The 25,276-nt window shown below is 33.4% G+C and carries 22 protein-coding genes; 9 read left to right on the forward strand and 13 right to left on the reverse strand.

All coding sequences use genetic code 11. The features are described from left to right. Positions 1-123: 123 nt before the first annotated feature. From APR43_RS19525 to APR43_RS19535, 3 genes are all read left to right on the forward strand, one after another. Positions 124-996: an AraC family transcriptional regulator gene (locus tag APR43_RS19525; RefSeq protein WP_053474112.1), complete on the forward strand. Its 873-nt coding sequence runs from the start codon at positions 124-126 to the stop codon at positions 994-996. 325 nt (positions 997-1,321) lie between these two features. Further along, complete coding sequence (locus tag APR43_RS19530; protein WP_053474111.1) at positions 1,322-2,191, forward strand: alpha/beta hydrolase; 870 nt, start codon at positions 1,322-1,324, stop codon at positions 2,189-2,191. Positions 2,192-2,278: 87 nt separating this feature from the next. After that, positions 2,279-2,797 carry a hypothetical protein gene (locus tag APR43_RS19535; RefSeq protein WP_053474110.1) on the forward strand — a complete coding sequence of 173 codons (519 nt, stop codon included), beginning with the start codon at positions 2,279-2,281 and terminating at the stop codon, positions 2,795-2,797. A gap of 59 nt (positions 2,798-2,856) precedes the next feature. On the opposite strand, the gene APR43_RS19540 is transcribed toward APR43_RS19535, so the two are convergent. The 3 genes from APR43_RS19540 to APR43_RS19550 all read right to left on the reverse strand — a co-directional run bounded on the left by APR43_RS19540 (position 2,857) and on the right by APR43_RS19550 (position 7,312). Further along, on the reverse strand, positions 2,857-4,665 hold the full coding sequence (locus tag APR43_RS19540; RefSeq protein ID WP_053474109.1) for a T9SS type A sorting domain-containing protein: 1,809 nt from the start codon (positions 4,663-4,665) through the stop codon (positions 2,857-2,859). 175 nt (positions 4,666-4,840) lie between these two features. Continuing rightward, a complete protein-coding gene (locus APR43_RS19545; protein WP_053474108.1) occupies positions 4,841-5,806 on the reverse strand; it encodes a TerC family protein in 966 nt (321 codons plus the stop codon). A gap of 489 nt (positions 5,807-6,295) precedes the next feature. Next, on the reverse strand, positions 6,296-7,312 hold the full coding sequence (locus APR43_RS19550; RefSeq protein ID WP_053474107.1) for a glutamine synthetase beta-grasp domain-containing protein: 1,017 nt from the start codon (positions 7,310-7,312) through the stop codon (positions 6,296-6,298). Between the two features lie 427 nt (positions 7,313-7,739). On the opposite strand from APR43_RS19550, the gene APR43_RS19555 reads away from it, so the two are divergent. The 6 genes from APR43_RS19555 (at position 7,740) to APR43_RS19580 (ending at position 16,250) form a co-directional block, all read left to right on the forward strand. After that, the gene (locus tag APR43_RS19555; protein ID WP_053474106.1) at positions 7,740-9,929 is read left to right on the forward strand and encodes a glutamine synthetase III; all 2,190 of its coding nucleotides are present in this window, start codon (positions 7,740-7,742) and stop codon (positions 9,927-9,929) included. 208 nt (positions 9,930-10,137) lie between these two features. Then, the gene (locus APR43_RS19560) at positions 10,138-11,316 is read left to right on the forward strand and encodes an AIR synthase related protein (RefSeq protein ID WP_053474105.1); all 1,179 of its coding nucleotides are present in this window, start codon (positions 10,138-10,140) and stop codon (positions 11,314-11,316) included. A gap of 156 nt (positions 11,317-11,472) precedes the next feature. Continuing rightward, positions 11,473-11,829 carry a hypothetical protein gene (locus APR43_RS19565; RefSeq protein ID WP_053474104.1) on the forward strand — a complete coding sequence of 119 codons (357 nt, stop codon included), beginning with the start codon at positions 11,473-11,475 and terminating at the stop codon, positions 11,827-11,829. A gap of 394 nt (positions 11,830-12,223) precedes the next feature. Next, the gene (locus APR43_RS19570; protein ID WP_053474103.1) at positions 12,224-12,832 is read left to right on the forward strand and encodes a GNAT family N-acetyltransferase; all 609 of its coding nucleotides are present in this window, start codon (positions 12,224-12,226) and stop codon (positions 12,830-12,832) included. A 177-nt stretch (positions 12,833-13,009) separates the two neighbouring features. Continuing rightward, positions 13,010-15,349: a GH92 family glycosyl hydrolase gene (locus APR43_RS19575; RefSeq protein WP_082356483.1), complete on the forward strand. Its 2,340-nt coding sequence runs from the start codon at positions 13,010-13,012 to the stop codon at positions 15,347-15,349. A 457-nt stretch (positions 15,350-15,806) separates the two neighbouring features. Then, a complete protein-coding gene (locus APR43_RS19580) occupies positions 15,807-16,250 on the forward strand; it encodes a hypothetical protein (protein ID WP_053474102.1) in 444 nt (147 codons plus the stop codon). Between the two features lie 167 nt (positions 16,251-16,417). Here APR43_RS19580 and APR43_RS19585 read toward each other — a convergent pair whose 3' ends face one another. The 10 genes from APR43_RS19585 to gldI all read right to left on the reverse strand — a co-directional run bounded on the left by APR43_RS19585 (position 16,418) and on the right by gldI (position 25,276). Continuing rightward, positions 16,418-18,274, reverse strand: a complete 1,857-nt coding sequence (locus APR43_RS19585) for a peptidase M61 (RefSeq protein WP_053474101.1) — start codon at positions 18,272-18,274, stop codon at positions 16,418-16,420. Between the two features lie 112 nt (positions 18,275-18,386). Further along, the gene (locus APR43_RS19590) at positions 18,387-18,665 is read right to left on the reverse strand and encodes a DUF2805 domain-containing protein (RefSeq protein ID WP_053474100.1); all 279 of its coding nucleotides are present in this window, start codon (positions 18,663-18,665) and stop codon (positions 18,387-18,389) included. Between the two features lie 112 nt (positions 18,666-18,777). Continuing rightward, the gene (locus tag APR43_RS19595; RefSeq protein ID WP_053474099.1) at positions 18,778-19,614 is read right to left on the reverse strand and encodes a sterol desaturase family protein; all 837 of its coding nucleotides are present in this window, start codon (positions 19,612-19,614) and stop codon (positions 18,778-18,780) included. Positions 19,615-19,734: 120 nt separating this feature from the next. Beyond that, positions 19,735-19,977, reverse strand: a complete 243-nt coding sequence (locus APR43_RS19600; protein ID WP_053474098.1) for a GlsB/YeaQ/YmgE family stress response membrane protein — start codon at positions 19,975-19,977, stop codon at positions 19,735-19,737. 15 nt (positions 19,978-19,992) lie between these two features. Then, a complete protein-coding gene (aqpZ, locus tag APR43_RS19605) occupies positions 19,993-20,709 on the reverse strand; it encodes an aquaporin Z (protein ID WP_053474097.1) in 717 nt (238 codons plus the stop codon). Positions 20,710-20,742: 33 nt separating this feature from the next. Beyond that, a complete protein-coding gene (locus APR43_RS19610) occupies positions 20,743-21,099 on the reverse strand; it encodes a DoxX family membrane protein (protein WP_053474096.1) in 357 nt (118 codons plus the stop codon). 88 nt (positions 21,100-21,187) lie between these two features. Continuing rightward, complete coding sequence (locus APR43_RS19615) at positions 21,188-22,084, reverse strand: EamA family transporter (protein WP_053474095.1); 897 nt, start codon at positions 22,082-22,084, stop codon at positions 21,188-21,190. Between the two features lie 213 nt (positions 22,085-22,297). Next, entirely contained in the window at positions 22,298-23,458 is a 1,161-nt protein-coding gene (locus APR43_RS19620; protein ID WP_053474094.1) for a peptidylprolyl isomerase, read from the reverse strand. A gap of 57 nt (positions 23,459-23,515) precedes the next feature. Beyond that, positions 23,516-24,589 carry a peptidylprolyl isomerase gene (locus APR43_RS19625; RefSeq protein WP_053474093.1) on the reverse strand — a complete coding sequence of 358 codons (1,074 nt, stop codon included), beginning with the start codon at positions 24,587-24,589 and terminating at the stop codon, positions 23,516-23,518. Between the two features lie 15 nt (positions 24,590-24,604). Then, positions 24,605-25,276, reverse strand: coding sequence for a gliding motility-associated peptidyl-prolyl isomerase GldI (gene gldI / locus APR43_RS19630; protein ID WP_053474092.1), 672 nt, complete (start codon positions 25,274-25,276; stop codon positions 24,605-24,607).

Genomic DNA, 25,276 nt, shown 5'->3' on the forward strand with positions numbered 1-25,276 from the left:
TTGTTACATTATTTTTTTGTTGTTTTAATGAAAAATCCTCATTTACGAAACCGTTATAGGTTAAAATTTAAATTATTTTAGGTGTTTTTGTTAAATTTGCTATTATTTTTTAAAGAAATTATCATGAAAACAATTGCCCCAGCTCTTGAAGTGATAACTAACTCATACGGTAGTTCTTTTACCTACACTAAACACGCCGAAAAGACCAATAGCAAAGCTCATTTATGGCATTATCATCCAGAGATTGAGTTGGTTTATATAAATGGCGGGGCAGGAAAAAGACAAATAGGAAGCCATGTTTCCTATTATACAAATGGTAGTTTGATTTTGATAGGGTCTAATTTGCCGCATTGCGGCTTTACGAATGAACAAACGGGAAACGTAAACGAAACAGTCATTCATATTAAACCTGAGTTTTTAGGGAATGGCTTTTTTGGAGTACCGGAAATGAGAAAGATTCAAAATGTTTTAAGTCAGTCTAAAGGCGGAATCGCTTTTGGCGGAGAAACTAAAAAACATATTGGAAAAAAAATCGAAGCAATGGAAGACCAGCTTCCGTTTGAACGTTTGCTTTCGCTTTTAAGTATTCTGGATGAATTAGATTCGTCTGAAGAATATACAATGCTGAACGCAGATGGTTTTGCAATGGAACTGCAAACTCAGGATAACGATCGAATGAATGTGGTTTTTAATTTTGTTAAAGATAATTTTCAGCAGTCTATCGCTATCGACGAAGTTTCGAATTTAGTGAGCATGACAACGCCTTCTTTTTGTAGATATTTTAAAAAGATTTCAAACAAAACTTTTACAGAGTTTGTAAACGAATACAGATTGGTGCACGCCTCTAAACTTTTGGCCGAAAAACCTATAAGTATAAATGAAGTTTGTTACGAAAGCGGTTTTAATAATTTTAGCCACTTTAGTAAATCATTTAAACAATATACAGGTAAAAGCGCATCGCAATACCGTCACGAACACAAGATTATTATTAGTTAATAGTTTGTATTTTTTGCCACGAATTGCACGAATTTCCACGAATTAGTTTGTGAAAAATGTTTTATGTTTTTGCCACAGATTAAAGGATTAAAAAGATTTTAGAATCCGTTATAAGTCAAATTGAAAAATAAATTCGTGGAAATTCGTGTAATTCGTGGCAAACCAATTTTTCAGAGAAAATAATCCATAGAATCATTTTATCCCGATAGCTATCGGGAGTGACAAAAATATTAGATCCGACTAGTTAAAAGCTGGTCGGATTTTTCATTTAGTTTGTTCAGAAAAAAGGTATATTTACACTCCTTTAATCAAAAAAACTATCAAAATGAAAAACCTTAAAATTTTAGTATTCTTTGTTTTTCTGTGTGTTTCGTCAATGTCATATGCAGCAAAAGTAGATACTTTACAAATTGCAAGTACCGCCATGAGCAAAACCTATAAGGCGGCTGTAGTTTTACCAAATTCGTATGCAAAAAGCAAAACCGCGTTTCCGGTAATGTATTTACTGCACGGAGCATACGGACATTTTAGTGACTGGTTAAAAAATACTCCAAATAAAAAACTGGTTCAGAATTTATCTGATCAATATAATTTAATTATTGTAATGCCCGAAGGTGAAACGTTTAGTTTTTATCTGGACAGTCCTGTAAATAAAGAAAGTCAGTTTGAAACTTTTATTATGCAGGAAGTAATTCAAAAAGTAGATAATACCTATCGAACAATTAACAACAGAACCGGAAGAGTTATTACCGGACTTTCGATGGGCGGACACGGTGCTTTGTATCTTTCTGCCAGACATCCTGATTTGTTTTGCGCTGCCGGAAGTATGAGCGGGGCAGTAGATATGAGTACAATGCTTAATCGTGAATCTTCGGCGCAGGTAATAAAATTAATGCAGCCTGTTTTTGGAGACAGAAGTGATAATTCTGAATTATATGCGCAGCACGCCGTTATGGGAATGCTGGATAAAATAAAAGCAAACAAATTGCCTTTAATTATTGACTGCGGAGTTGATGATTTTCTCATCGAACCCAACAGAGAATTACACCGCCGATTAGTTTATAATAAGGTAGAACACGATTATACCGAACGTCCGGGTGCACATACTTGGGAATATTGGGAAAATTCACTACCTTACCATGTATTATTTTTTAGCAAGATCTTGTTTAAGAATCAGGGTGTTGTGAAAAAATAATATAAAATTTCATTCCGAAACCGGTTTAACAAAATTTTTGGTTTGGTTTTTGGAATGCTTTTATAAACTTAAAAAAATATATATATTATGAAAAAGATACTTACGTTATTCGCAGTTGTTGGGTTGTTTGCATTTTCTAGTTGTGAAGGAGATCAAGGACCTGAAGGACCTCCAGGAAGAAATGTAAACGAGGTTTTTGAAATTTTTAACGCTGACTTTGGCTTTAATGCTACTGATGGGTATAATATTTCTGGAAACTTTAATCCATTGTTAGCCGATGCTGATACCGTTTTAATTTACAGACTTGCTGGAACAATAGATGCAAATACACCTATTTGGCAGTTAATTCCGAGAACAATTTATTTGTCTAATAATAGAGAGTTAGATTACGATTATGATTTTAGTAGAGAAGATTATAAAATTTATGCAGCTGGAAATTATGATGAAGCTACTACACCAGATTTATTAGATAATCAAACTTTTAGAATTGTAATTGTTCCGGGTACTTTTACAGATAAATCAACTAAAAAACCTGATTACTCAGATTATTATGCAGTTATTAAGAAATATGGCATTGATGACACTAATGTGAAAAGATTAAATTAATTTGTAATCAAGCATAAAAAAAAAGGAAATCGTAAGATTTCCTTTTTTTATTTTAAGATTTAATTTTTAATAAATGTAAACTTTTGAGTTGTTTCTCCGTCTGCGGATTTAATGTTTATGAAATAATTTCCTATAGATAAGTTTGAAACGTCCACACTTACTAAATTAGCATTTATAATTGAAAAATTATTTGAAATTACAGGAACTCCCATAATATTTACAATGGTGATTATAGAATTACTTAAAGTATTTCCATTGTACGATCTTGTACTTGTGTTTTCTATGTTTATAATCGAAGTGGCAGGATTTGGGTAAACTTTTATAGTGGGAGTATTTTTATAACTTAGTCCAGATAAATTTATCTCATTACTATAAGAATATTTGCCATTATAATATTGTGGTTCAGTTACACGTCTATAATTATATGTTACAGGAGTTGTCCAAGTAGTTTCTCCTCTGCGATCGTTTGAAACAAGTTGAAGAGCAGGAGGTAAATAATCTTTTGATGTGGCTCCAGCAATATTTGACCAAGGGCTAATTTTTCCTCCATTATTGTAATCAATAGATTGACTTTGCCATTGATATTTTAAATACCCTGCTTCGGGAGTTGCATCTGAACCAACAATAAGACTTGGGGTATCAATAGTATTTGAAGCTGATATTATAAGAGTTTGATCGCAACAAATTGTATTATTATTGCGAATAGTTCTTAATACTAGTTTTAAGGTATTACTTACCCTTTTTATATTTTGATAAATAGCAATTCTTCTTAATAAATAATGATTGTCTTCTGTAGTAGAAATATCTGAAGGATTAAAAGATTCTAGAAAATAATTATTTTCTCCATTTATTGGTACCCAATTCTTAGTTCCTCCTAATACACTATTTGTTTTGGTGTATTCCCATTCAAATCTTTCAATATTTGTGAAACTATCACCTCTTTGAGAAGTGTGAAAAGGGTCTTGTAAAATAGTTAAGTTTACTAGACTTGTATATCTAGTACCGTTTATGCGTTTTGGATCATTGGTATTTATTATTTCTACAAAACCATTAGAATTTACTGGAGCATCTATAGAAATTTCATTTGTAAGAATTGGCGAAGGGACAACAGTAATAGTTGCTGCATTGCTTTTATAAGGTTTGTTAAGTTGGCTAGTAGAACCTAAGCTTCTAACTACTGTAAAATTTCCGGGCTGTTCTACATAGTCAAGAGTTAAAACTTTATTTACATCATCTAAATTTAAAATACTAACTGTAGGATTTCCACTTACTTCCCATGAAGAACCAACGGCCCACTGTTGTCCTTTATAAGGATCTAAATATTGTGATCCTGTTATCGGAGCTGGTTTATCTCCTAATCTAACTGTTTGATTACAACATAAAGTATTAGGGATTTTAGATGGGTCAGGAGCATCCGCAGGTGGTTGAGCAGTTCCACCGCCTTGTGTAGCATTTTTAGTAACAGCAAGATAAGTGCTTTTATATACAACACTCCCGCTGGTTTTATATTCGGCATAAATATAGCTGCCAGAAGTAGCAAAAGAACTCCAAAGTAAGTTTACAACAAAACTACGGGATGCAGATTTTCCTTCACCAAAAAATAAGGCTCCTCCGTTTCCTCCAGAAACAATGTTGTCGTTTAAACCATTTATGGAATGAATGGTTATTGTTCCACTATTTCCTGGTATTGTAGGCATTTCGACTGTAACTCCTAATCCTACAGTTGAATTTGGCGTGCCGCCTAAATTAATTGGTCCTCCGCTAACGCTTTGACCGTTTACTGTAGTCGGCGTGAGCGTAACTTTTTGCCCAAATGAAGTAAAGGCTAATAAGAAAACAAAAATGGCGTAAATGTAATTTTTTCTCATGATAAAAATTTATGGTTTATAATGAGATAAAAGTAGACTTTAAATATGTAATATCTTATTTTTAAAAGTTAAAATATAATATTTATCTTATAATTTAACTTTTGGCTAAAATGAAAAAATAAAAAAAGGAAGTCGAAAGATTTCCTTTTTTTATGAATATATGTTTGAAATGATATTACAAATCAGAATCAGTAAGTTCTTTTTCTTTTCCAAATTTAAGTGAAACCAAAATTCCAACTAAAAGCGAAAGTGCAATAAATCCTAACGAAGCCCATTCTGGAACGTGAATCCATTCGTGAAGAAGCATTTTTAAACCTACGAATGCTAAAATAGCAACTAAGCTGTATTCTAAGAAACTGAATTTTGCCAGCATATTTGCCAGGAAGAAATACATAGAACGTAAACCTAAAATGGCAAAAATATTAGAACTAAATACTAAAAACGGATCAGAAGTAATCGCTAAAATCGCAGGAACGCTGTCAACAGCAAATAAAACGTCCATAACTTCAATTACAATCAAAGCAACAAAAAGTGGCGTTGCAGCTTTTTTTCCTTTTTCGGTTAAAATGAAAAATTTCTCATCCTCCATATGTGAAGTAATCGGGATAATTTTTCCTAAAGTTTTGTATACAAAAGAATCCTTAGGATTAAAATCTTCATCTTCTCCAGAAAACAACATTTTTATAGCTGTAAATACTAAGAATCCTCCAAAAACATAAGTTGTCCACGTAAATTTATTAATCAGCATAACGCCAAAGAAAATCATTAAACCACGAAAAATAATCGCGCCTAAAATTCCCCAGAATAAAACACGGTGCTGGTATTTTTGCGGAATTTTAAAAGAAGCAAAAATAATGGCAATTACAAATATGTTGTCAACGCTTAAAGACAATTCGATTAAATAACCCGTAATAAACTTCATTGAAGCCACGGCAGGCTTTAATCCGTCGGGATTTGCAATATAATCTGTCGTGTAAAGCCAATAGATAACGCCTGAAAACAAAAAGGATAAAGTAACCCAAATCAAGGTCCATTTACTGGCTTCTTTGGTGCTGATAATATGTGGTGTTTTATTGAATACACCTAAATCTAAAGCAAGAATAAAAATTACGGCCAGTAAAAAGAGAGTCCAGACTATCATGATGGTTTTTTTAAATGAATTACAAAGATAAGTTTTGAAGTTTAAATTAAAAATTATTTATAAGAAAGGTACTTTTAAAATTAAGCAATTTTGTGAGATGTTAGATGTAGAAGGTGAGAAGGTTCTCGACTTCGCTCGAACTGACAGTTGTGGTTTATTAGAACTTTGTCAAAGTTTTAAACTTTGACAAAGTTTAGCGCAATCTTGTCATTCCGAGGAACGAGGAATCTTCGTAAGAAACTCCGCCTTGACAATCGCCAATCTTTGTAGAGCTGCTTGTGGAGATTCCTCGTTCCTCGGAATGACAAACTGTGTGTGCATTTGTTAGGAATAAAAAAACCTGTTTAAACCAGCGTCATCTGTGTGCCATTACATAAGTTTTGTAAACTTTGCAGATTTTTCTTAGTGTTATTGCTTCATTCCTCACAATGAAAAAAAAAAGTGCCAACAATTACGATGGCACTTTTAGAATATATTCTAAGATTTGAATTATAGTGCTGATTTAACAGTTTTGATAATTCTTGCAGCAATTTTGTATGGATCTCCGTTTGAAGCTGGTCTTCTGTCTTCTAACCAACCTTTCCATCCTTTTTGAACAGTCATTAAAGGAATTCTGATAGAACATCCTCTGTCTGAAACTCCATAAGAGAAATCGTGAATAGAAGCAGTTTCGTGTTTACCAGTTAAACGTTGGTCATTGTAAGCTCCGTAAACCGCGATGTGCTCAGCAGTAACAGGACGGAAAGCCTCACAAATTCTTTCGTAAGTAGCTTGGTCTCCACATGTTCTTAACACCTCGTTAGAGAAGTTAGCATGCATTCCAGAACCATTCCAGTCAGTATCTCCCAGAGGTTTTGGGTGATACTCAATATAGTAACCATATTTCTCAGTCAAACGATCTAATAAGTAACGAGCAACCCAAATTTCGTCTCCGGCTTTTTTAGCACCTTTAGCGAATAATTGGAATTCCCATTGTCCGCAAGCAACCTCTTGGTTAATACCTTCAAAGTTAATTCCGGCAGCGATACATAAATCAGCATGTTCTTCTACTAATTTTCTTCCGTGAGTGTTTTTTCCACCTACAGAGCAGTAGTACATACCTTGTGGAGCAGGATAACCTCCAACAGGGAAACCTAATGGCAATAAAGTTTTAGTATCCATGATGAAATATTCTTGTTCGAATCCAAACCAGAAATCATCATCCTCATCATCAATAGTAGCTCTACCGTTAGAAGGGTGTGGAGTTCCATCAGCGTACATAACTTCAGACATTACTAAATATCCGTTAATACGAGTTGGATCTGGATAAATTGCAACAGGAACTAACAAACAGTCAGATGAACCACCTTCAGCTTGTTTTGTTGACGAACCATCAAATGACCAATTTCCAAGTTCTTCTAATGTTCCTTTGAAATTTTCGTGTTCTTCAACTTTAGTTTTACTTCTAAGATTTTGAGTTGGTTCGTATCCATCTAACCAAATGTACTCTAACTTAATTTTAGCCATAATAATATAAATTTATTTTTTTTGTTTTTTCGCTGGGTCAAATATAGATTTATTTTTTTAGTCCTAAAAATTAGGGGGCTATTTTGTTGAGCGAAGTATAATTTTTTTGAGAAGCGCAATTTTGATAGGGGTATATTCTAAAAAAAGCAATTTTAAATACTTAAAAAAAATAAATTCGTAAAAATAAGGGTAACTTTTTGAATTTTAGGGTTAAGAAATTATGAAAAAATGTTTATTTAATGAATAATACTGAGCTTTTTTGTTATATTTCTTTACAACATAATCACTATTCTTTAAAAAAGGCTTCATACGTTGAAAATTCTGCTTATAAAATTCTCAATTATAAGTTTAAAAAAGGGGCTTTTATTGTTTATATTTGTTGCTCATTTTTTTAGTGAAAATTATTACGAATTTTAAAATTATATACATGTCAACATTACGTTTCCAAGCTTTACAAGAAGCTTCTACAAGAAAGCCGGTACACTTTGAAGAAATTGATAAGAAATCGAATCTTTTTGGATCAAATGTGTTTAATGAGAAAGCAATGAAGCAGTTTTTAACTTCAGATGCTTTAAAAGGAGTAAGAGATGCCATTCAACACGGAACGAAAATAGAACGTAAACTGGCAGATTATATCGCCATGGGAATGAAGGAATGGGCATTAGCAAAAGGAGTTACGCATTATACGCACTGGTTTCAGCCATTAACAGGAACTACTGCAGAAAAACATGATGCTTTTTTTGAAACATCATATGATGGAAGTGATCCTGTAGAGAAATTTGGCGGCGCACAATTAGTACAGCAAGAACCAGATGCGTCAAGTTTTCCTAACGGCGGAATCAGAAATACATTTGAAGCAAGAGGATATACAGCCTGGGATCCAACTTCGCCAGCCTTTATATATGGTACAACTTTATGTATCCCAACCGTTTTTATCGCGTATACAGGTGAAGCCTTAGATAATAAAATACCTTTATTAAGAGCACTTTCTGCAATTGACGAAGCGGCTACAGAAGTTTGTAAGTATTTTGATAAAAACGTAAAAAAAGTAACGGCAACTTTAGGATGGGAACAAGAATATTTCCTTATTGATAAAGCTTTGGCAAATTCACGTCCGGATTTAGTAATGACAGGAAGAACATTATTAGGGCATACATCTGCAAAAGGACAGCAGTTAGACGATCACTATTTCGGATCTATTCCAACTCGTGCTCTTACTTATATGAGAGATTTAGAGCAGGAATGTATGTTATTGGGAATTCCGGTAAAAACGCGTCATAACGAAGTAGCGCCAAATCAGTTTGAGTTGGCACCAATTTTTGAAGAAACCAATCTGGCCGTAGACCATAACTCTTTATTAATGGATGTAATGCAGAGAGTGGCAGAGCGTCATGATTTTAAAGTATTATTTCACGAAAAACCATTTAAAGGAGTAAACGGTTCAGGAAAACACAACAACTGGTCATTAGCAACAGATACCGGAGTTAACTTATTGAGTCCGAGTAAAACGCCAATGAGCAATTTACAGTTTTTGACTTTCTTTATCAATACCATAAAAGCGGTAAATGATAATGAAACTTTATTAAGAGCTTCTATAGCAACAGCAAGTAATGATCATAGATTAGGAGCAAATGAAGCACCGCCGGCAATTATGTCTGTTTTTATTGGAGCACAGTTAACAAAAGTTTTATCTGAATTAGAAAGCGTAACAACAGGAAAACTTTCTCCAGAAGAAAAAACAGATTTAAAATTAAACGTTGTTGGTAAAATTCCGGATGTATTATTAGACAATACAGACAGAAACAGAACTTCGCCTTTTGCCTTTACAGGAAATAAATTTGAGTTTAGAGCTGTTGGTTCAAATTCAAACTGTTCAAACGCAATGACAACTTTAAATGCAATTGTAGCAAAACAATTAATAGATTTTAAAAATGAAGTAGAGAACCTGATCGAGTCAAAAGACATGAAAAAGGACGATGCTATTTTTAATGTTTTGAGAGAATACATCAAACAATCGAAAAAAATTCTTTTTGAAGGCGACGGTTACAGCGAAGCTTGGGAAAAAGAAGCTGCAAAAAGAGGTTTGAGCAACTTTAAAACAACTCCTGAAGCGATAAAAGCTAAAGTTTCTAAACAAGCATTAGATTTATTTGCTGAATTGGGAATCTTTAACCACGTTGAAGCCGAAGCGCGTTACGAAATTGAATTAGAAGAATACACTAAAAAAATCCAGATTGAAGGAAGGGTTTTAGGAGATATTGCGAGAAATCACGTAATTCCAACTGCAATTCGTTACCAAAATACATTAATTGAAAATGTAAAAGGTTTAAAAGAAATCTTCGGAAAAGAATTTGAAACTATTGCAAAAGAGCAAATCACTTTGATCAAAGAAATTTCTGGTCATATTGAAGGAATCAATTCTAAAGTTTTGGCAATGACCAATGAAAGAAAAAAGGCAAATCAGTTAACGGATGGTCAAAAAATGGCCGAAGCATATTGCAATACTGTAAAACCATATTTTGAAGACATTCGTAATCACTGTGATAAATTAGAGCTTTTAGTTGATGACGAAAGCTGGACATTAACAAAATACAGAGAATTATTGTTTACTAAATAATTTTTTTCGCCACGAATTACACGAATTTTCACGAATTTTATTTTTCAAAAATCATCCTACAAGGATGATTTTTGTTTTTTAAGAAAAAAAGATTCGTGAAAATTCGTGTAATTCGTGGCAAAACTTTTTTTGAATCCTATATACCTGAATACCTAAAGAATTAAAAAAAGGGATTATCTTTGCACCACATCAACACAAACTAATTTTCATGAGTTCAGATTCTAGCAAAAGATATGCACAAAGAGGTGTTTCGGCATCAAAAGAAGACGTACATAACGCTATAAAAAATATTGACAAAGGTTTATTTCCGCAGGCATTCTGTAAAATTGTCCCAGATTATTTAACTCAGGACAACGACCACTGCTTAATTATGCATGCCGACGGGGCGGGTACAAAATCATCTTTGGCCTATATGTACTGGAAAGAAACCGGAGATCTTTCGGTTTGGAAAGGAATCGCTCAGGATGCATTAATCATGAATATTGACGATTTATTATGTGTTGGCGCAACCGATAATATTTTACTTTCTTCAACCATTGGAAGAAATAAAAACTTAATTCCGGCTGATGTTATTTCTGCAATCATCAACGGAACGGAAGAATTAATCAACGAACTAAAATCTTTTGGCGTAACGATTCATTCAACTGGAGGCGAAACTGCCGATGTTGGAGATGTTGTTCGTACCATCATTGTTGACTCAACTGTTACGGCTCGTATGAAACGTGCTGATGTGGTAGACAATGCAAATATTAAAGCTGGAGACATAATTGTTGGTTTGGCTTCTTTTGGACAGGCAACTTACGAAAAAGGATATAACGGAGGAATGGGAAGTAACGGATTAACTTCTGCCCGTCATGACGTTTTCGGAAAATATCTTGCTAAAAAATACCCTGAAAGTTACGATGCAGCTGTTCCGGAAGAATTAATTTATTCTGGTCAGGTTAATTTAACTGATGAAGTTGAAAACAGTCCAATAAACGCAGGTCAGTTAGTACTTTCTCCAACGAGAACTTACGCACCAATTATCAAGAAAATTTTAGATAAATATACTCCAAACGAGATTCACGGAATGGTGCATTGCAGCGGAGGCGCACAGACTAAAATTTTACATTTCGTTCAAAATTTACACATTATAAAAGATAATTTATTTCCGGTTCCGCCATTGTTCAAGTTAATTCAGGAACAATCAAAAACCGACTGGAAAGAAATGTATCAGGTTTTTAACTGTGGTCATCGTATGGAACTTTATGTTCCTGAAAACATTGCACAGGATATTATTGAAATTTCAAAATCATTCAATGTTGATGCCCAAATCGTAGGTAGAGTAGAAGCAGCCGATGCTAAAAAACTAACGATCACCAGCGAATACGGAACATTCGAATATTAAATTTTATTCACCATATAAGTAATATAAGTTCATTTTAAACTGAGCAGAATTGATTGTCAGGCTGAGCGAAGTCGAAGCCCTTTCCAATTGGTAAACAATGAAATTCATTTATATTTTCTTATATCACTTATATGGTTTAAAAACATACACCTCATTATGTACGAACTGCTTTTTTGGAGATACTTAGACGAAATTTACCTGAACCATCATGAGGTTTACGAAGCTCTTGTTGAAAAAGAAGAAGTTGACGGCCTTGAAAAACTTCCTGTTGAGGTAATTATCAATCGTATCAATTCTGTTTTTTCAAAATGGGAAAGAGTTGATGAAAACAGTTGGAAAAATAATGCAGGAAAAGGAGCGTTTCAGGTTATTACCACTCCCCAAAGTATTAAAATTGATTGTTATGGAACCGAAGGAAAAACCATGAATCAGTTAGTAGACTTGATGGCAGAATTCAAATGTCCGCTTTACGATCCGCAGGTTCCGGAACGTTATGATGAAATGAGTGAGTAGTTTTTTTGTGAATATTTCATAAATAATTTTAAATGTATAGTCCCTATGGGACATTTGTTCTCGGGGGTATTGTTTTTCTACCGATATTATACTCCTGACGGAGTAAGCCTAAGCAATTAATATGCGGTAGATATTAAATATGGGTAGTTTTATATTTGTTATTACCAATATTTTAAGCAGAAAGATATTAAAAGTAAATATCTCGTAGAGATTTAAAGTAGATATTTTTTATTGCCGATATTTTATTCTAGTGGAGTAAAATTTTCAAAGTAAATATCTCGTAGAGATTAAACATCGGTAGCCATGATGTATTTACAAGTTTCACATTGTCCCGTAGGGACTACATTTTTACTCAAAGAATGTCTGGAAATATTTAACTAATCGAAATAAACCAATGAACCAAACATCAAATTTCAATTTCACAGATAATATAATTTTAGAAGACGACTTCGTTTTATTACGTCCTATTCAGGAATCAGATGTAGAAAATTTACTGGAAATTTCTCTCAACGAACCAGAAACCTGGAAATATTCTTTAGTTGGTGCTGAAGGAAAAGACAATTTGATCAACTACATACAATTGGCAATAAAAGAAAGAGAAGATAAAAAAGAATTTCCCTTTATTGTTTTCGATAAGAAATCTCAAAAATATGCTGGTTCAACTCGTTTTTATGATATCAAACTTGATTTCAAAACTTTACAATTAGGTTATACGTGGTACGGATCAGCTTTTAGAGGAACCGGACTAAACAAACACTGCAAATTTTTATTACTTCAATTCGCTTTTGAAACACTTGGAATGGAGCGAGTAGAATTTCGTGCCGATAATAATAACGAAAGAAGCATCGCCGCAATGAAAAGCATTGGCTGTAAAGTCGAAGGTGTTTTAAGAAGCAATATGCCAACACGAGACGGAAATGTTCGTCGTGATTCTATCGTTTTAAGTATTCTAAAAAACGAATGGTTTGATGAGGTGAAAGAAAATCTAAAGCGTAAGCTTTAAAAAGAGCCGTTAGGCTCGATTCATATTGTAGGGCCGGATTTTAATCCGGTTTAAAAGAATGGACAATATAAAAACAGCCACTAGGCTTGGTTGTTATATTTATATTTTAAATTTAAATTTTTTAAAAGTATAAATTATCGTAATTTTCTGAACGAAACAATTACAGAAAATTGCCCAATGAATATTCTACAAAAACCTGCTTTTATTATTGCATTTGGAATTTTAATGTTTGCTTTTACAGCAAATACAAATGCTCAGAAAAAAGAAAACAACCTTAAAAATTTGATTCAATATGTTGATCCAATGATTGGAACAGCAAAAATGGGACATACCTATCCGGGAGCAACAGTTCCGTTTGGGAGCATGCAATTAAGCCCGGAAACCGATACCATTGCGTACAGCTTAAACGGAAAATACAATGGAGAAGTTTATAAATATTGCGCAGGATATCAATATGAAGACAAAACGATTGTAGGTTTCAGCCACACGCATTTTAGCGGAACAGGTCATTCTGATTTAGGAGATTTTCTAATTATGCCAACAACCGGAAAATTGCAATTGAATCCCGGTGTTGCTTCAAAACCTTTATCAGGCTACAGATCTGCATTTTCACATTCGACAGAAAAAGCAGAACCTGCGTATTACAGCGTTCTTCTGGAAGATCATAATATTAAAGCTGAATTGACTGCAACAACAAGAGTAGGAATGCATCAATATACTTTTCCAAAATCAGATGAAGCGCATATTATTCTGGATCTGACTTCGGGAATTTACAATTATGATAAAAAGAATGTCTGGACTTTTGTACGAGTAGAAAACGATACTTTAATTACAGGATATCGCCAGACAAACGGCTGGGCGAGAACAAGAACTGTTTATTTTGCTATGTCTTTTAGTAAACCAATCAAAAGTTACGGACAGGCCGCTCAGGAAAAAAGTGTTTACAGAGGTTTTTGGGGAAGATTTGACCAAACGAAAAATTTCCCTGAAATGGCAGGACAAAACTTAAAATTGTTCTTTGATTTTGATACAAACGAAGGCGAAAAAATCAAAATTAAAATGGCTTTATCGCCTGTAAGTTCTGCTGGAGCTTTAGAAAACATGAAAAAAGAAATTCCGGGCTGGGATTTTGAAAAAGTTAAAAAACAAAGTCAGGAAGTCTGGAATAAAGAGCTAAATAAAGTTCAGGTTGAAACGATTCAAAAAGAAGATTTGGTTAATTTTTACACGGCAATGTATCACGCTTTTTTAGGGCCAACAGAATACATGGACTTAGATCGAAATTACAAAGGTCTTGATATGAATGTTCACAAAGCAGAAAACTTTACAAATTACACCAGTTATTCACTTTGGGATACTTATAGAGCTTTGCACCCGTTATTCAATATTGTGCAGCCGAAAAGAAACTCGGATATGGTAAGTTCAATGCTGGCGCATTCAGATCAAAGTGTGCATAAAATGCTTCCAATCTGGTCGCATTATGCGAATGAAAATTGGTGTATGATTGGGTATCATTCGGTTTCTGTTGTGGCAGATGCAATTGTAAAAGGGAATACTAGTTTTGATGCAGAAAAAGCGCTTCAAGCTTGTGTTAATACTGCAAAAGTGCCTTACTATGATGGCTTAGAATTTTATATAAAGAAAGGCTATGTTCCTGAAGATAAAAATGGTTCATCAGTTTCGAAAACTTTAGAATATGCTTATGATGACTGGGCAATTGCGCAGGCAGCGAAGAAATTAGGAAAAATAGATATCTATAATGAATTCATCGAAAGATCAAAGAATTATAAAAATGTTTATGATGAAAAAACAGGTTTTATGCGTCCTAAATTAAACGACGGGACTTTCAAAAAAGAATTTGATCCGCTTGATACACACGGACAAGGTTTTATCGAAGGAAATTCATGGAATTATAGTTTATACGTTCCGCAAGATCCTGCTGATATGATTAAAATGATGGGTGGAAATGAAAAGTTTAAAGTTCGTTTAGATTCATTGTTTAATATGCATTTACCGGATAAATATTTTGAAAACACAGAAGATATTACAAGAGACGGAATCATTGGAAATTATGTTCACGGAAATGAACCTTCACATCACGTAGTTTATTTGTATAACTGGACAGATTCACCTTGGAAATCACAAGATAAAATCAGAATGATTCTTAAAAAAATGTACCGAAATGGCGCAGATGGTTTAGGCGGAAATGACGATTTCGGACAAATGAGTGCCTGGTATATTTTCAGCAGTTTAGGATTTTATCCTGTTGCTCCGGGTTCTGATGAATATGCATTGGGAAGTCCGCTGGTTAAAAAAGCTGTTTTCAATTTAGAAAACGGGAAAAACTTTGAAGTTGAAACCGTAAATCAATCGGATAAAAATGTATTTGTGAGTAAAGTTTTGCTGAATGGAAAAGAAATTTCAAGACCTTTCCTGAAACATGCAGATGTTATTAATGGTGGTAAAATTACTTTTTACATGAGTGCAAAACCGAATAAAAAGAATTATCAGAATTAAAATGGACCACGGATTTTACTGGTGAAACGGGTTTACACTGATGTTTATTTAATCTAATGTCACCCTGAGCGAAGTCGAAGGGCTTTTACGACGAAAACGGGCTTCGACTTCGCTCAGCCTGACAGAAAAGATAAGTTAAGCCAGACAAGGAAAGGAATTTAAATTCGTGAAAATTCGTGTAATTCGTGGCAAAAAAATAAACGTAAAAGGGCTTCGACTTCGCTCAGCCTGACAGAAAGGGTGGCTCAGCCAGACAAAGAACAAAATGAAATTCGTGAAAATTCGTGCAATTCGTGGCAAAAACAAACAAAACGGGCTTCGACTTCCCTCAGCCTGACAGAAAGGATAGATTAGCCTGATAAGGAAACAAAATTAAAATTCAAGAAAATTTGCGTAATTCGTGGCGGAACAACAAAAAAACTTCACGAAATTTGCACTTCAAATAAAGACAATCTATATGAAAATAAATTTAAAATCAGGAATTGATAAACTGCTTTTTGGAATGAAGCAGAATGATGTTACAGCTGTTTTAGGAAAACCTGATAAAAACTATAAAGATGAAGATGACAATGTAATTTTTGTATACAATGTACATAAAATCAGATTGACATTTTATGAAGAAGAAGAACTTAAATTAGGATATTTAGTAGCTTCAAGCAATGATTTGGAAGTTTTCGGATTCAAAATAATCGGAAGAAAAATTGCTGATGTAAAGAAAGATTTTGCCGCAAAAGGAATTACAAAATACACTCAGGAAACTTTTGATACTTTCGAAAATTACTTCAACGAAGACAATTGGTTTATTCTTCAAACTGAATTTGATGAGGTTGTAAAATTTGAGATTGGTGCAATTATCAATGATAAAGATGAGTTTGCCTGGAAGTTTCCGGTTAAGAAATAAATAAATCAAATACACAAAGTAATGTCATTGCGAGGAACGAAGCAACCGCACTATAATAAGATATAATTAAAATAGATATACGAGATGAGATTGCTTCGTTCCTCGCAATGACAGAAAACAAAAAAACCGACAATCGCTTGTCGGTTTTTTTATGGGTTTAAAAGAAATTATCCTTTTAACCATGCATTTTTAAGTTTCTCTTTTGAAGCATCAGTTGCTTTAAAAGTTTCAGTTTCTTCAAATGGTAGTTTTACAGTTCCCTTTGTAGTTTCTTCTTTACCATCACGTTTTATTTTTAAAGTAATTGGATCATTTTCTTTCCAGTTTTCACTTGCACCAATAAGTTCGTAAATGTTTTCTAAAGAATAAGCTTTGTTATTTACTGCTAAAATAATATCGCCTCCTTTTAAGTTTAAGTTTTTGAAGAAATCGTTTAGTTCAACATCAGGACGAACTGCGATTTCTTTTGTCTGCTTATCAATTTTGATATAAGGCGTTTGTCCTTTTAAGAAAACAGCTCCGGTTTTTTTCTCCATTGCTTTTGTTACACCAACTTTAGCCAAATAAAAATCATAAGGAATTGGAGTTGTTCCCGCTACATATTTGTTTAAGAAATCACCAACTTCAGGATAAGTCAATTGTGTGATTTTAGCAAATAATTCATTATCGTTGAATGGTTTTTCAACACCATATTCAGTTGATAATTTGTGCATTAAATCAAGAATTCCTCTTTCTCCGTTGCTTTTTTCTCTAATGATAATATCAATACACATTCCAATCAGCGCTCCTTTTTGGTACACGTTTAAGTATTGATCTTTATAGGGTTGTTCTAAAACATTAGCACTCATTTTAGTAAATGACATTGTATCATCTAATTTTTTTGCCTGCTCAATTTTATCTGCAATTCTAGTATAGAATTCTCCTTCATTAATTAAACCCTGGTTGATTTGGAAAAGATTTGCAAAATATTCTGTTACACCTTCGTACATCCATAAATGTTCAGACATTTTTGGGTCATTATAATCAAAATACTGGATTTCTTTTGAGTGAACTGTCAATGGAGTTACAATGTGGAAAAACTCATGAGAAACAACATCTTTCATTGATTCTACTAATCTTTCTTTTGGCATAGATTCAGGAAGTACAACTGTAGTAGCAGTTGGATGTTCTAAAGCTCCAAATCCGTGTGCATCGTCTTTTGCCATGCTAGACAAATACAATAATACAGTATACTTTTTATTAGCATTTACTTTACCTAAAAAGTTTTTCTGAGCTGTCATCATTGTTTTCATTTCAGGAGTAATACTTTCAGCAGTAAATTTTCCTGTTGGAGAATAAACAGCAATTAAAATATCCATTCCGTTAACGTTGAAAGTAGTGTAATCTGGTTTAGAATACATGATTGGATTTTCAACTAATACACCATAACGAGTCGTTGTAAAAACATCGCTTGTTTTGCTTGCATCTTCATCAGTCATTGAAGTTGCTCCCCAAAGTGTTTCAGGATGTGTAATCGTAACTTTGTACGGAATTTCTAGTTTGTCTTTGAAATACCCAACAAAACCATGTGTATTTACTAAGAAATTTTCTCCGGCTTTAATGTTTGTTCCTGCAGGTGAGAAAACATCATCATTACCAAATCCGGTACCTTTTTCAGTGTCAAAAGTATCATTAACTAAATAAGTAATTTTTTTAAGCGTTTTAGCATTAGCAATCGACCATGAATTATCACCAAGTCTGGTTACAGTTAATGCATTTCCTTTAGCATCATAAGCTTTAAAATCCTCTGAGTATTTTCCGTAGTTATCAGTAGAATAAGTTCCTGGAACTGTTTTTGGAATACTGTAGATAATTTCATCTGTTTTAATTGCAGGAGGCGTTACAGTTACCAAAACTTTATCGTCTTTTACATCAACAAGATTGATGTTAACGTCTACGACATTTTTTTCAGAAACTGAAGAACTTCCTGTTTTACAGCTCCAAAGCGTTACTGCAAGAGCTAAAGTGTAAAGTATTTTTTTCATTTGTTTATGTTTAGTTATACCTATCAGACTAGAAAATTACAAAATAGTTACAAAATCATTGTAAAAAGTTATAAATAAAAAAAAACTCCTGCTTTTACAGGAGTTTTAAATCTTAGTCAAATTTATTTTTAATATAATATTTACCATCCAAGTCTTCGTCAAAATCATCAATTTTAATAGGCTTTGGTTTAGGTTTATTCGCTATAGCCTTCTTTTTCCACATCTCAAATTTTTCAAGAGGCATTTTCTTCTTCATTATTTCAAGAACTTCTTTTTCTTCCAATCCAAACTCTTTTTTTATGATTTCAAATGGATTTCTTTCTTCTAAGGCTAACGAAACAAGTCTTTCCGTTTGTTCCCAATTCAATTCTTTGCGGTTACTCTTTTTCATCTCGTGAAAATTAATTCAAAATAGAGGGTTAATGATTAATAGATTGATTTTCATTTTATATATCAATATTAATAAAAAAAATAATTAGTTGGTACGCCCAGGTATATTTTTTTTATTGATTTTTAGTGTTTTTTGCTGATCTTGATTTTTGAAACGGAATTTGCAATAAATTTTTCAATTGGTTGTTTTCTTCGGCAAGCATATGAGTATCTACGCCGTAAATTAATTGATCTTTTGCTAAATAGGTATAAGTACCGAAAAGCCTGTCCCAAACAGAAAAAATATTACCATAATTGCTATCGGTATAAGGCAGTACATAATGATGATGTACTTTATGCATATTGGGAGAAACTATAAAATAACTCAGAAAAAGATCCAGTTTATTTGGCAGCGAAATATTAGCATGATTAAATTGCGAAAATATAACAGACAAAGACTGATATAAAAATACCATCCACATTGGGCTGCCTACGATTAATACGCCAAGTGTTGTAAACACAAAACGAATGACACTCTCGCCCGGATGATGTCTGTTTGCAGTTGTAGTATCAATCCAGGTATCCGTATGGTGAATGATATGAAAACGCCATAAAAACTTTATTTTATGTTCTACAAAATGAACTAAATAAGCGCCAATTAAGTCTAATAAAAGCAGACCAATAATAGTATAAAGCCAAATAGGGATTTGAGGAAGCCATTGTAATATCCCGAAATTATTTTCGGTTGTCCAACGGGCTGTTTTTATTAAAATAAAAGCCAGAATAAAATTGACAATAATAGTGGTAATGGTAAAAAAGATATTGATTCCCGCATGATGCCATTTTCTATATTGCATTTGAAACAGAGGGAAAGTATTTTCTATTACCAAAAAAAATGTAATCCCGCCAATTAAGATAAGACTCCGGTGTGAAGACGGAATAGTGCTGAAATAAGAAATAATTTCGTTCATAACCAATTAGATTTGAGTTGAAATGAAGCTTTCTTTTTTCGATTTTATCTAAAGAAAAAGAGAAAACCAAATATAAATATATCTGATTTTCTCTTTAAATTTTATAATTGGTTAAAATTTTTATGCTTTTTTAATCAAACTTATAATGAATAGTAAAATCCATGCACCTCCCACAGCAATTAAAATCTGCCATAAAAGTCCGCCCCCGCCAATACCAAGTTTAGCTGCAAGCCATCCTCCAAATATACCGCCAAGGATTCCAACAATGATATTACCAATTAAACCAAAACCAGCACCTTTCCAGATTTGACCAGCAAGCCATCCTGAAATTGCACCAATAATTAAAAAATATATAAAACTCATATTAGGATAAGTTGATTAGTTAGTGTGATCTTCTTCGTTTTTTTGTAAAAGGAGTTTATAAATAAATCCTGCTGCAACAGCACCTAAAATTGGCGCGACCCAAAACAGCCAGACCTGCGAAAGCGGTTCTCCGCCCGCAAAAATTGCCTGAGATAATGATCTTGCAGGATTTACAGAAGTATTTGTAATTGGAATACTTATTAAGTGAATTAAAGTTAATCCTAAACCAATTGCAATTCCGCAGAAGTTAGTGTTTGCACATTTATCAGTACTTCCTAAAATGATCAATAAGAAAAATAAAGTCAATACAAATTCAGCAATAAAAGCAGCCTGTAATGAATATCCATCTGGAGAAAATGCCCCAAAACCATTTGATGCAAAAGCTCCGGCTTTAGTATTATCGATTATAAATCCTGCTTTTCCTGATGCAATTGTATATAATGTTCCCGCAGCAGCAATTGCACCAATACATTGCGCAATTATGTAAGGAATAAGATCTTTGGCAGGAAATCTTCCCCCAGCCCATAAACCAAATGAAACAGCGGGATTAAAATGTCCGCCCGAAATATGTCCAACAGCGTAAGCCATTGTCAAAACAGTTAAACCAAATGCTAAAGCAACCCCTGCAAACCCAATTCCTAATTCAGGATAACCGGCAGCAAAAATGGCGCTTCCACAACCTCCAAAAACCAGCCAATAAGTTCCGAAAAACTCTGCAAACAATTTTTTCATAATAAAATAATTTAAGATTAATAGATTTGATTGTTATAGGGTATATTGGAATGCCCAAACTATCAAAACGATTTGTAAGGGCAAACGTACAAATAAAATCCATTTTGGTAAACCAAAACTCGCTTTTTTATTTTGAAACATATATAAATTGGCAGGAAATATTGCAATCAATAATGCAATAATTCCCCATGCAGCATATTGCGTAGTAAGAGAGAACATTAATAAAATCCCCAATAAAATTTCGGCGATTCCGCTTAAAGTATTGATTATTTGAGGGTTTTTAAAAAATGGAGGAATGATTTTAATGTACATTCCGGGTTTTCGAAAATGATTGAATCCGGCAAGAATATAAAGTATCGCCATTAAATATAAGTGCCAGGGTAAGTTCATGATAATTAATTATTTATAACGAAATTATAAAAAAATTAACACTTATTACATTACAAGACAGCTTTTTTTAATAAGATGGTAAAAAACCTTAAATTTTGCGTTTGAAATTTACATTCATAATGATGATTGCCAGAATGATAAGAACAATTCCAACCCATTGTGTAAAAATCACTTTTTCATTTAAAAGTACATAAGCCATCATTACTGAAACCGGAAGTTCTAATGCAGAAACGATACTTCCTAAACCAATTCCCGTTAATGGAAAACCTAAATTCATTAAAAGCGGCGGAATAATGGTTCCGAATAAAGATAAAACAATTCCCCATTTCAGGAAAATTGCCATATTGAAAGGCGTAACCTGAGTAAAAAATGCGAAAGTAAATACAATTACAGCACCGCCAAGAAGCATATATAAACTACGCTGAGCAGAAGAAATTCCTGTTGCAACACGGTTTGCCGTAAACATTGTAGTAGTAAATGAAGCTGCAGCCAAAATTCCCCAAACGATTCCGCGCCAGTCAAGCGCAACATCATTATGGATAATATTAGTTGCCAAAACAGTTCCTATTAAGACAATAAAAACAGCTATAACTTTTTGCTTAGAGGGTAATTTTTTTTCTAAAATCATTTCAAGTAAAACGCCCATCCAAACCGTCTGCATTAATAAAACGATTCCAATTGAAACCGGAATAAATTTAACAGCCAGATAATAAAACAAACTTGTCATTCCTAAAGAAGTTCCGGCAAGCATTAAATGAAATATATTCTTTGAAGTAGCTTTTACTACTTTTTCTTTATTTTTTACTTTTTGAAAAGCGTTGATGATCAAAATACCAATTATTCCAAGTACAAATTGAGAGGTTGTTACTTCGGCTGTTGTATATCCTTCAGAATACGCCATTTTTACAAAAGTGGCTAACATTCCGTAAGTTGTAGCTCCTAAAGCAACTAAAAATACTCCCTTTAATACGTTATTTTGTGACATTTTGATTGTTTATTTTAAAAAATTCAAGCCGGCAAAGGTAAGTTATTTTGTTTAAGAATTAATAGAAAATGTATACAAACGTTATCAATGCACATATTGATGAAGCATTATTAGATTCAATTTTAAATATTTGACAGAATTTAAGAAAATGAAAAAAGCCACCAAAAACTAAATTTTGATGGCTGTGTTATATTTTAAAAAGAATTTAAAATCTTATTTAGGCTGATTTTGATACGTTTCAATTTCAAAAATCAAAGTAGCGTTTGGCGGAATAACACCTCCGGCACCTTGAGCCCCGTAAGCTAAATTTGCAGGAAGGAAGAAAATTGCTTTTTCTCCGTCTGTCATCAAATCAAGCGCTTCGATGAAACCAGGAATCATACCATCTTTTTTACCAACAGTAAAAGGAAAAGCTTTATATCCGCCTTGAGCGTCTCTGTTTGCATCATATTTTCCGTATGCTTTTGCAACATCAGTTATGCTGCTGTCAAAAAGATTTCCGTCTTCAAAATATCCTGCATAATGAAAAAAGATATTAGAACCTTCAGCACCTTTTACACCTGTTCCGTTTTTAGTAACTACATATTTTAAACCAGATGCTGTTGTAGTTGCTTTAGCTTTTGTAGCTGTAAAATAAGCAGCTTTTTCGGCAGCAACTTTTTGAGATTGTGCTTTTAAGATTTCTAGTTTTTTAGCCTCTTCTGCTTTATCAGCTTCTTGGTTTTTTTCATTATCGCTAAAAACCTTTACAGCATCAAATTTTTTGGCTGCAGCACCTTTGCGGGTAATTGTAATTTTTGTCATTACATCATTCTGAGCAATTTTATTTACAACGTCCATTCCAGAAACTACATGACCAAAAATAGTATGTTTTCCGTTTAACCAAGGTGTATCTTTATGCGTGATAAAAAACTGGCTTCCGTTTGTTGCAGGGCCAGAATTGGCCATTGCTAAAACACCGCCTTTTTCAAATTTTAAATCGCTGACAAATTCATCTTTAAAAGCATATCCCGGGCCTCCAGAACCATTTCCGTCCGGATCTCCACCCTGAATCATGAAATCTGCAATAACTCTGTGAAATTTTAAACCATCATAAAAAGGCTTTCCTTTAAGTCTTTCTACTTTTACAAAAGGATTTTTTCCTTCTGCCAAAGAAATAAAGTTAGCCACTGTAACGGGAGCTTTTACATATTCTAAAGAAAGAACAATGTCTCCTTTTGTTGTTGAAATTGTAGCAAAAATACCTTCAGCTGGATTTGCCGCAACCGCTGTTTTAGCCGTTTTTGGTTTTGCTTTCGTAGTAGTAGTTTTTTTTGCTTGCGCCTGAATGTTTAAAACAGCCAGACAGAATAAAAATAGAAATTTAAATTTCATTGTATTTTTCAATTTAAGTCTGTAAAACTAATTATAAGAATTTAATTATAAAAATAATTATGGTTTTTCTAATAATTGAACTTCAAAAATAATATTTGCATTTGGCGGAATAACTCCTCCAGCTCCAGTTGCTCCATAAGCTAAATGAGATGGAATAAAAAGAACTGCTTTATCTCCAAAAGAAAGTTTTTCAATTCCTTCAATAAATCCAGGAATTAAACCGTCTTTTTTTCCTGCTTGAAAAGGAATTGGCTGATAACCGTGTTGTTCTGCTCTTGCAGCATCAAATTTTCCGAAAGTTTTGTTTACTTCTTCAATACTTGAATCAAATAAAGTTCCGTTTTCTAGGAAACCAGCGTAGTGAATGTAAACCTGAGTTCCAATTGCAGGTTTTTTACCTGAACCTTTTTCAGTAATAACATATTCTAAACCAGTTGAAGTTTTAGTCGCTTTTGGTCTTATAGAAGCATAGAAATCTACTTTTTCTTTTTGAGCTCCGGCATATTTGCTTTGTTCTTTAGCGATATTAGCAAAATAATCGTGGAATACTTTTACAGCATCAAATTTCTTAGCTGCTTCACCATTTCTGATAATAGTTACAGCAACGATATTATCTCCCTGAACTACTTTATTTACTACTTCTTGTCCTTTTTCAACAACGTGTCCAAAAATTGTATGTTTATTGTCTAACCAAGGCGTTTCAACATGCGTAATGAAAAATTGGCTGCTGTTTGTTCCAGGTCCGTTGTTGGCCATTGCTAAAACACCGGCTTTGTCAAATTTTAAATCTGAAAACTCATCTTTAAATTTATATCCTGTATCTCCAGAACCTGTTCCTAGCGGATCTCCAGACTGAATCATGAAATCTTCAATAACTCTGTGGAATTTTAAACCGTCAAAAAATGGTTTGTTTTTTAATTTCTCATCTGTTACAAATTCGTTTTTACCTTCTGCCAATGTTACAAAGTTTGCAACAGTTATTGGTGCTTTTTTGTAATCTAATTCAACAATGATGTGTCCTTTATTAGTTTCGATATCAGCATATAAACCATCTGGTAAATTACTGTGGTCGTCTTTACATGAATACAATGAGCTTACGGCTAATAGTAATAATAAAATACTTTTTTTCATTTCTTAAAATGTTTTTTATGGGTTTATTGTATCTTTTTTAGTTGTTGCGGCTGGTTTTACAGCTGCAGGTTTTGGAGTTTTTACTGATGTTGTACCCGTACCCGTACCCGTAGCAGCAGGAGCAGCAGTAGTTTGTGCCGGATCCGGAACGAAATTACGAAGCGTAACAGTACAAATTAAGGATTCATTAGGGCCAATTTTTTTATTGTCTCCATGGTATCCGTATGCTATGTGAGATGGAAACAGAAAAGTAACTGTTTCGTTCTTTTTCATGTATTTGATTCCATCACGTAATCCCATCATAATATCTTGCTTATCTACATAATAAGTCTGCGGACCAAGATCAGATTCTGAATAAATAAGTGTACCGTCGATATTTTTAACTTCTAAATTGAAGTAAGCGATATCTCCTTTTTTTGGAGTTACCGTTTCAGTAGTACTTTTTTCATCATAAGAAAACCAATATCCTTTTTTAGTAGCGTAATATTTCACTTTCGGATTGCTTTTGATGATTTTCTTGATGACTTCTTCTTCGCTTGCCACTAACTTTTTATTTCTGTCAGCCGATTTTTTCATAAAAGTACCCGAAGCTCTCGAAATAGGTCTTCGTGCTTCTTCATGGTGTTTACAGCTCACCAATAAAACTGCAAAAAGCAGTGAGTAAATGCTAAGTTTTAAGTAGTTCAT

This window comes from Flavobacterium sp. NLM, from assembly GCF_002210235.1.
GTDB classification, from domain to species: Bacteria; Bacteroidota; Bacteroidia; order Flavobacteriales; family Flavobacteriaceae; genus Flavobacterium; species Flavobacterium panici.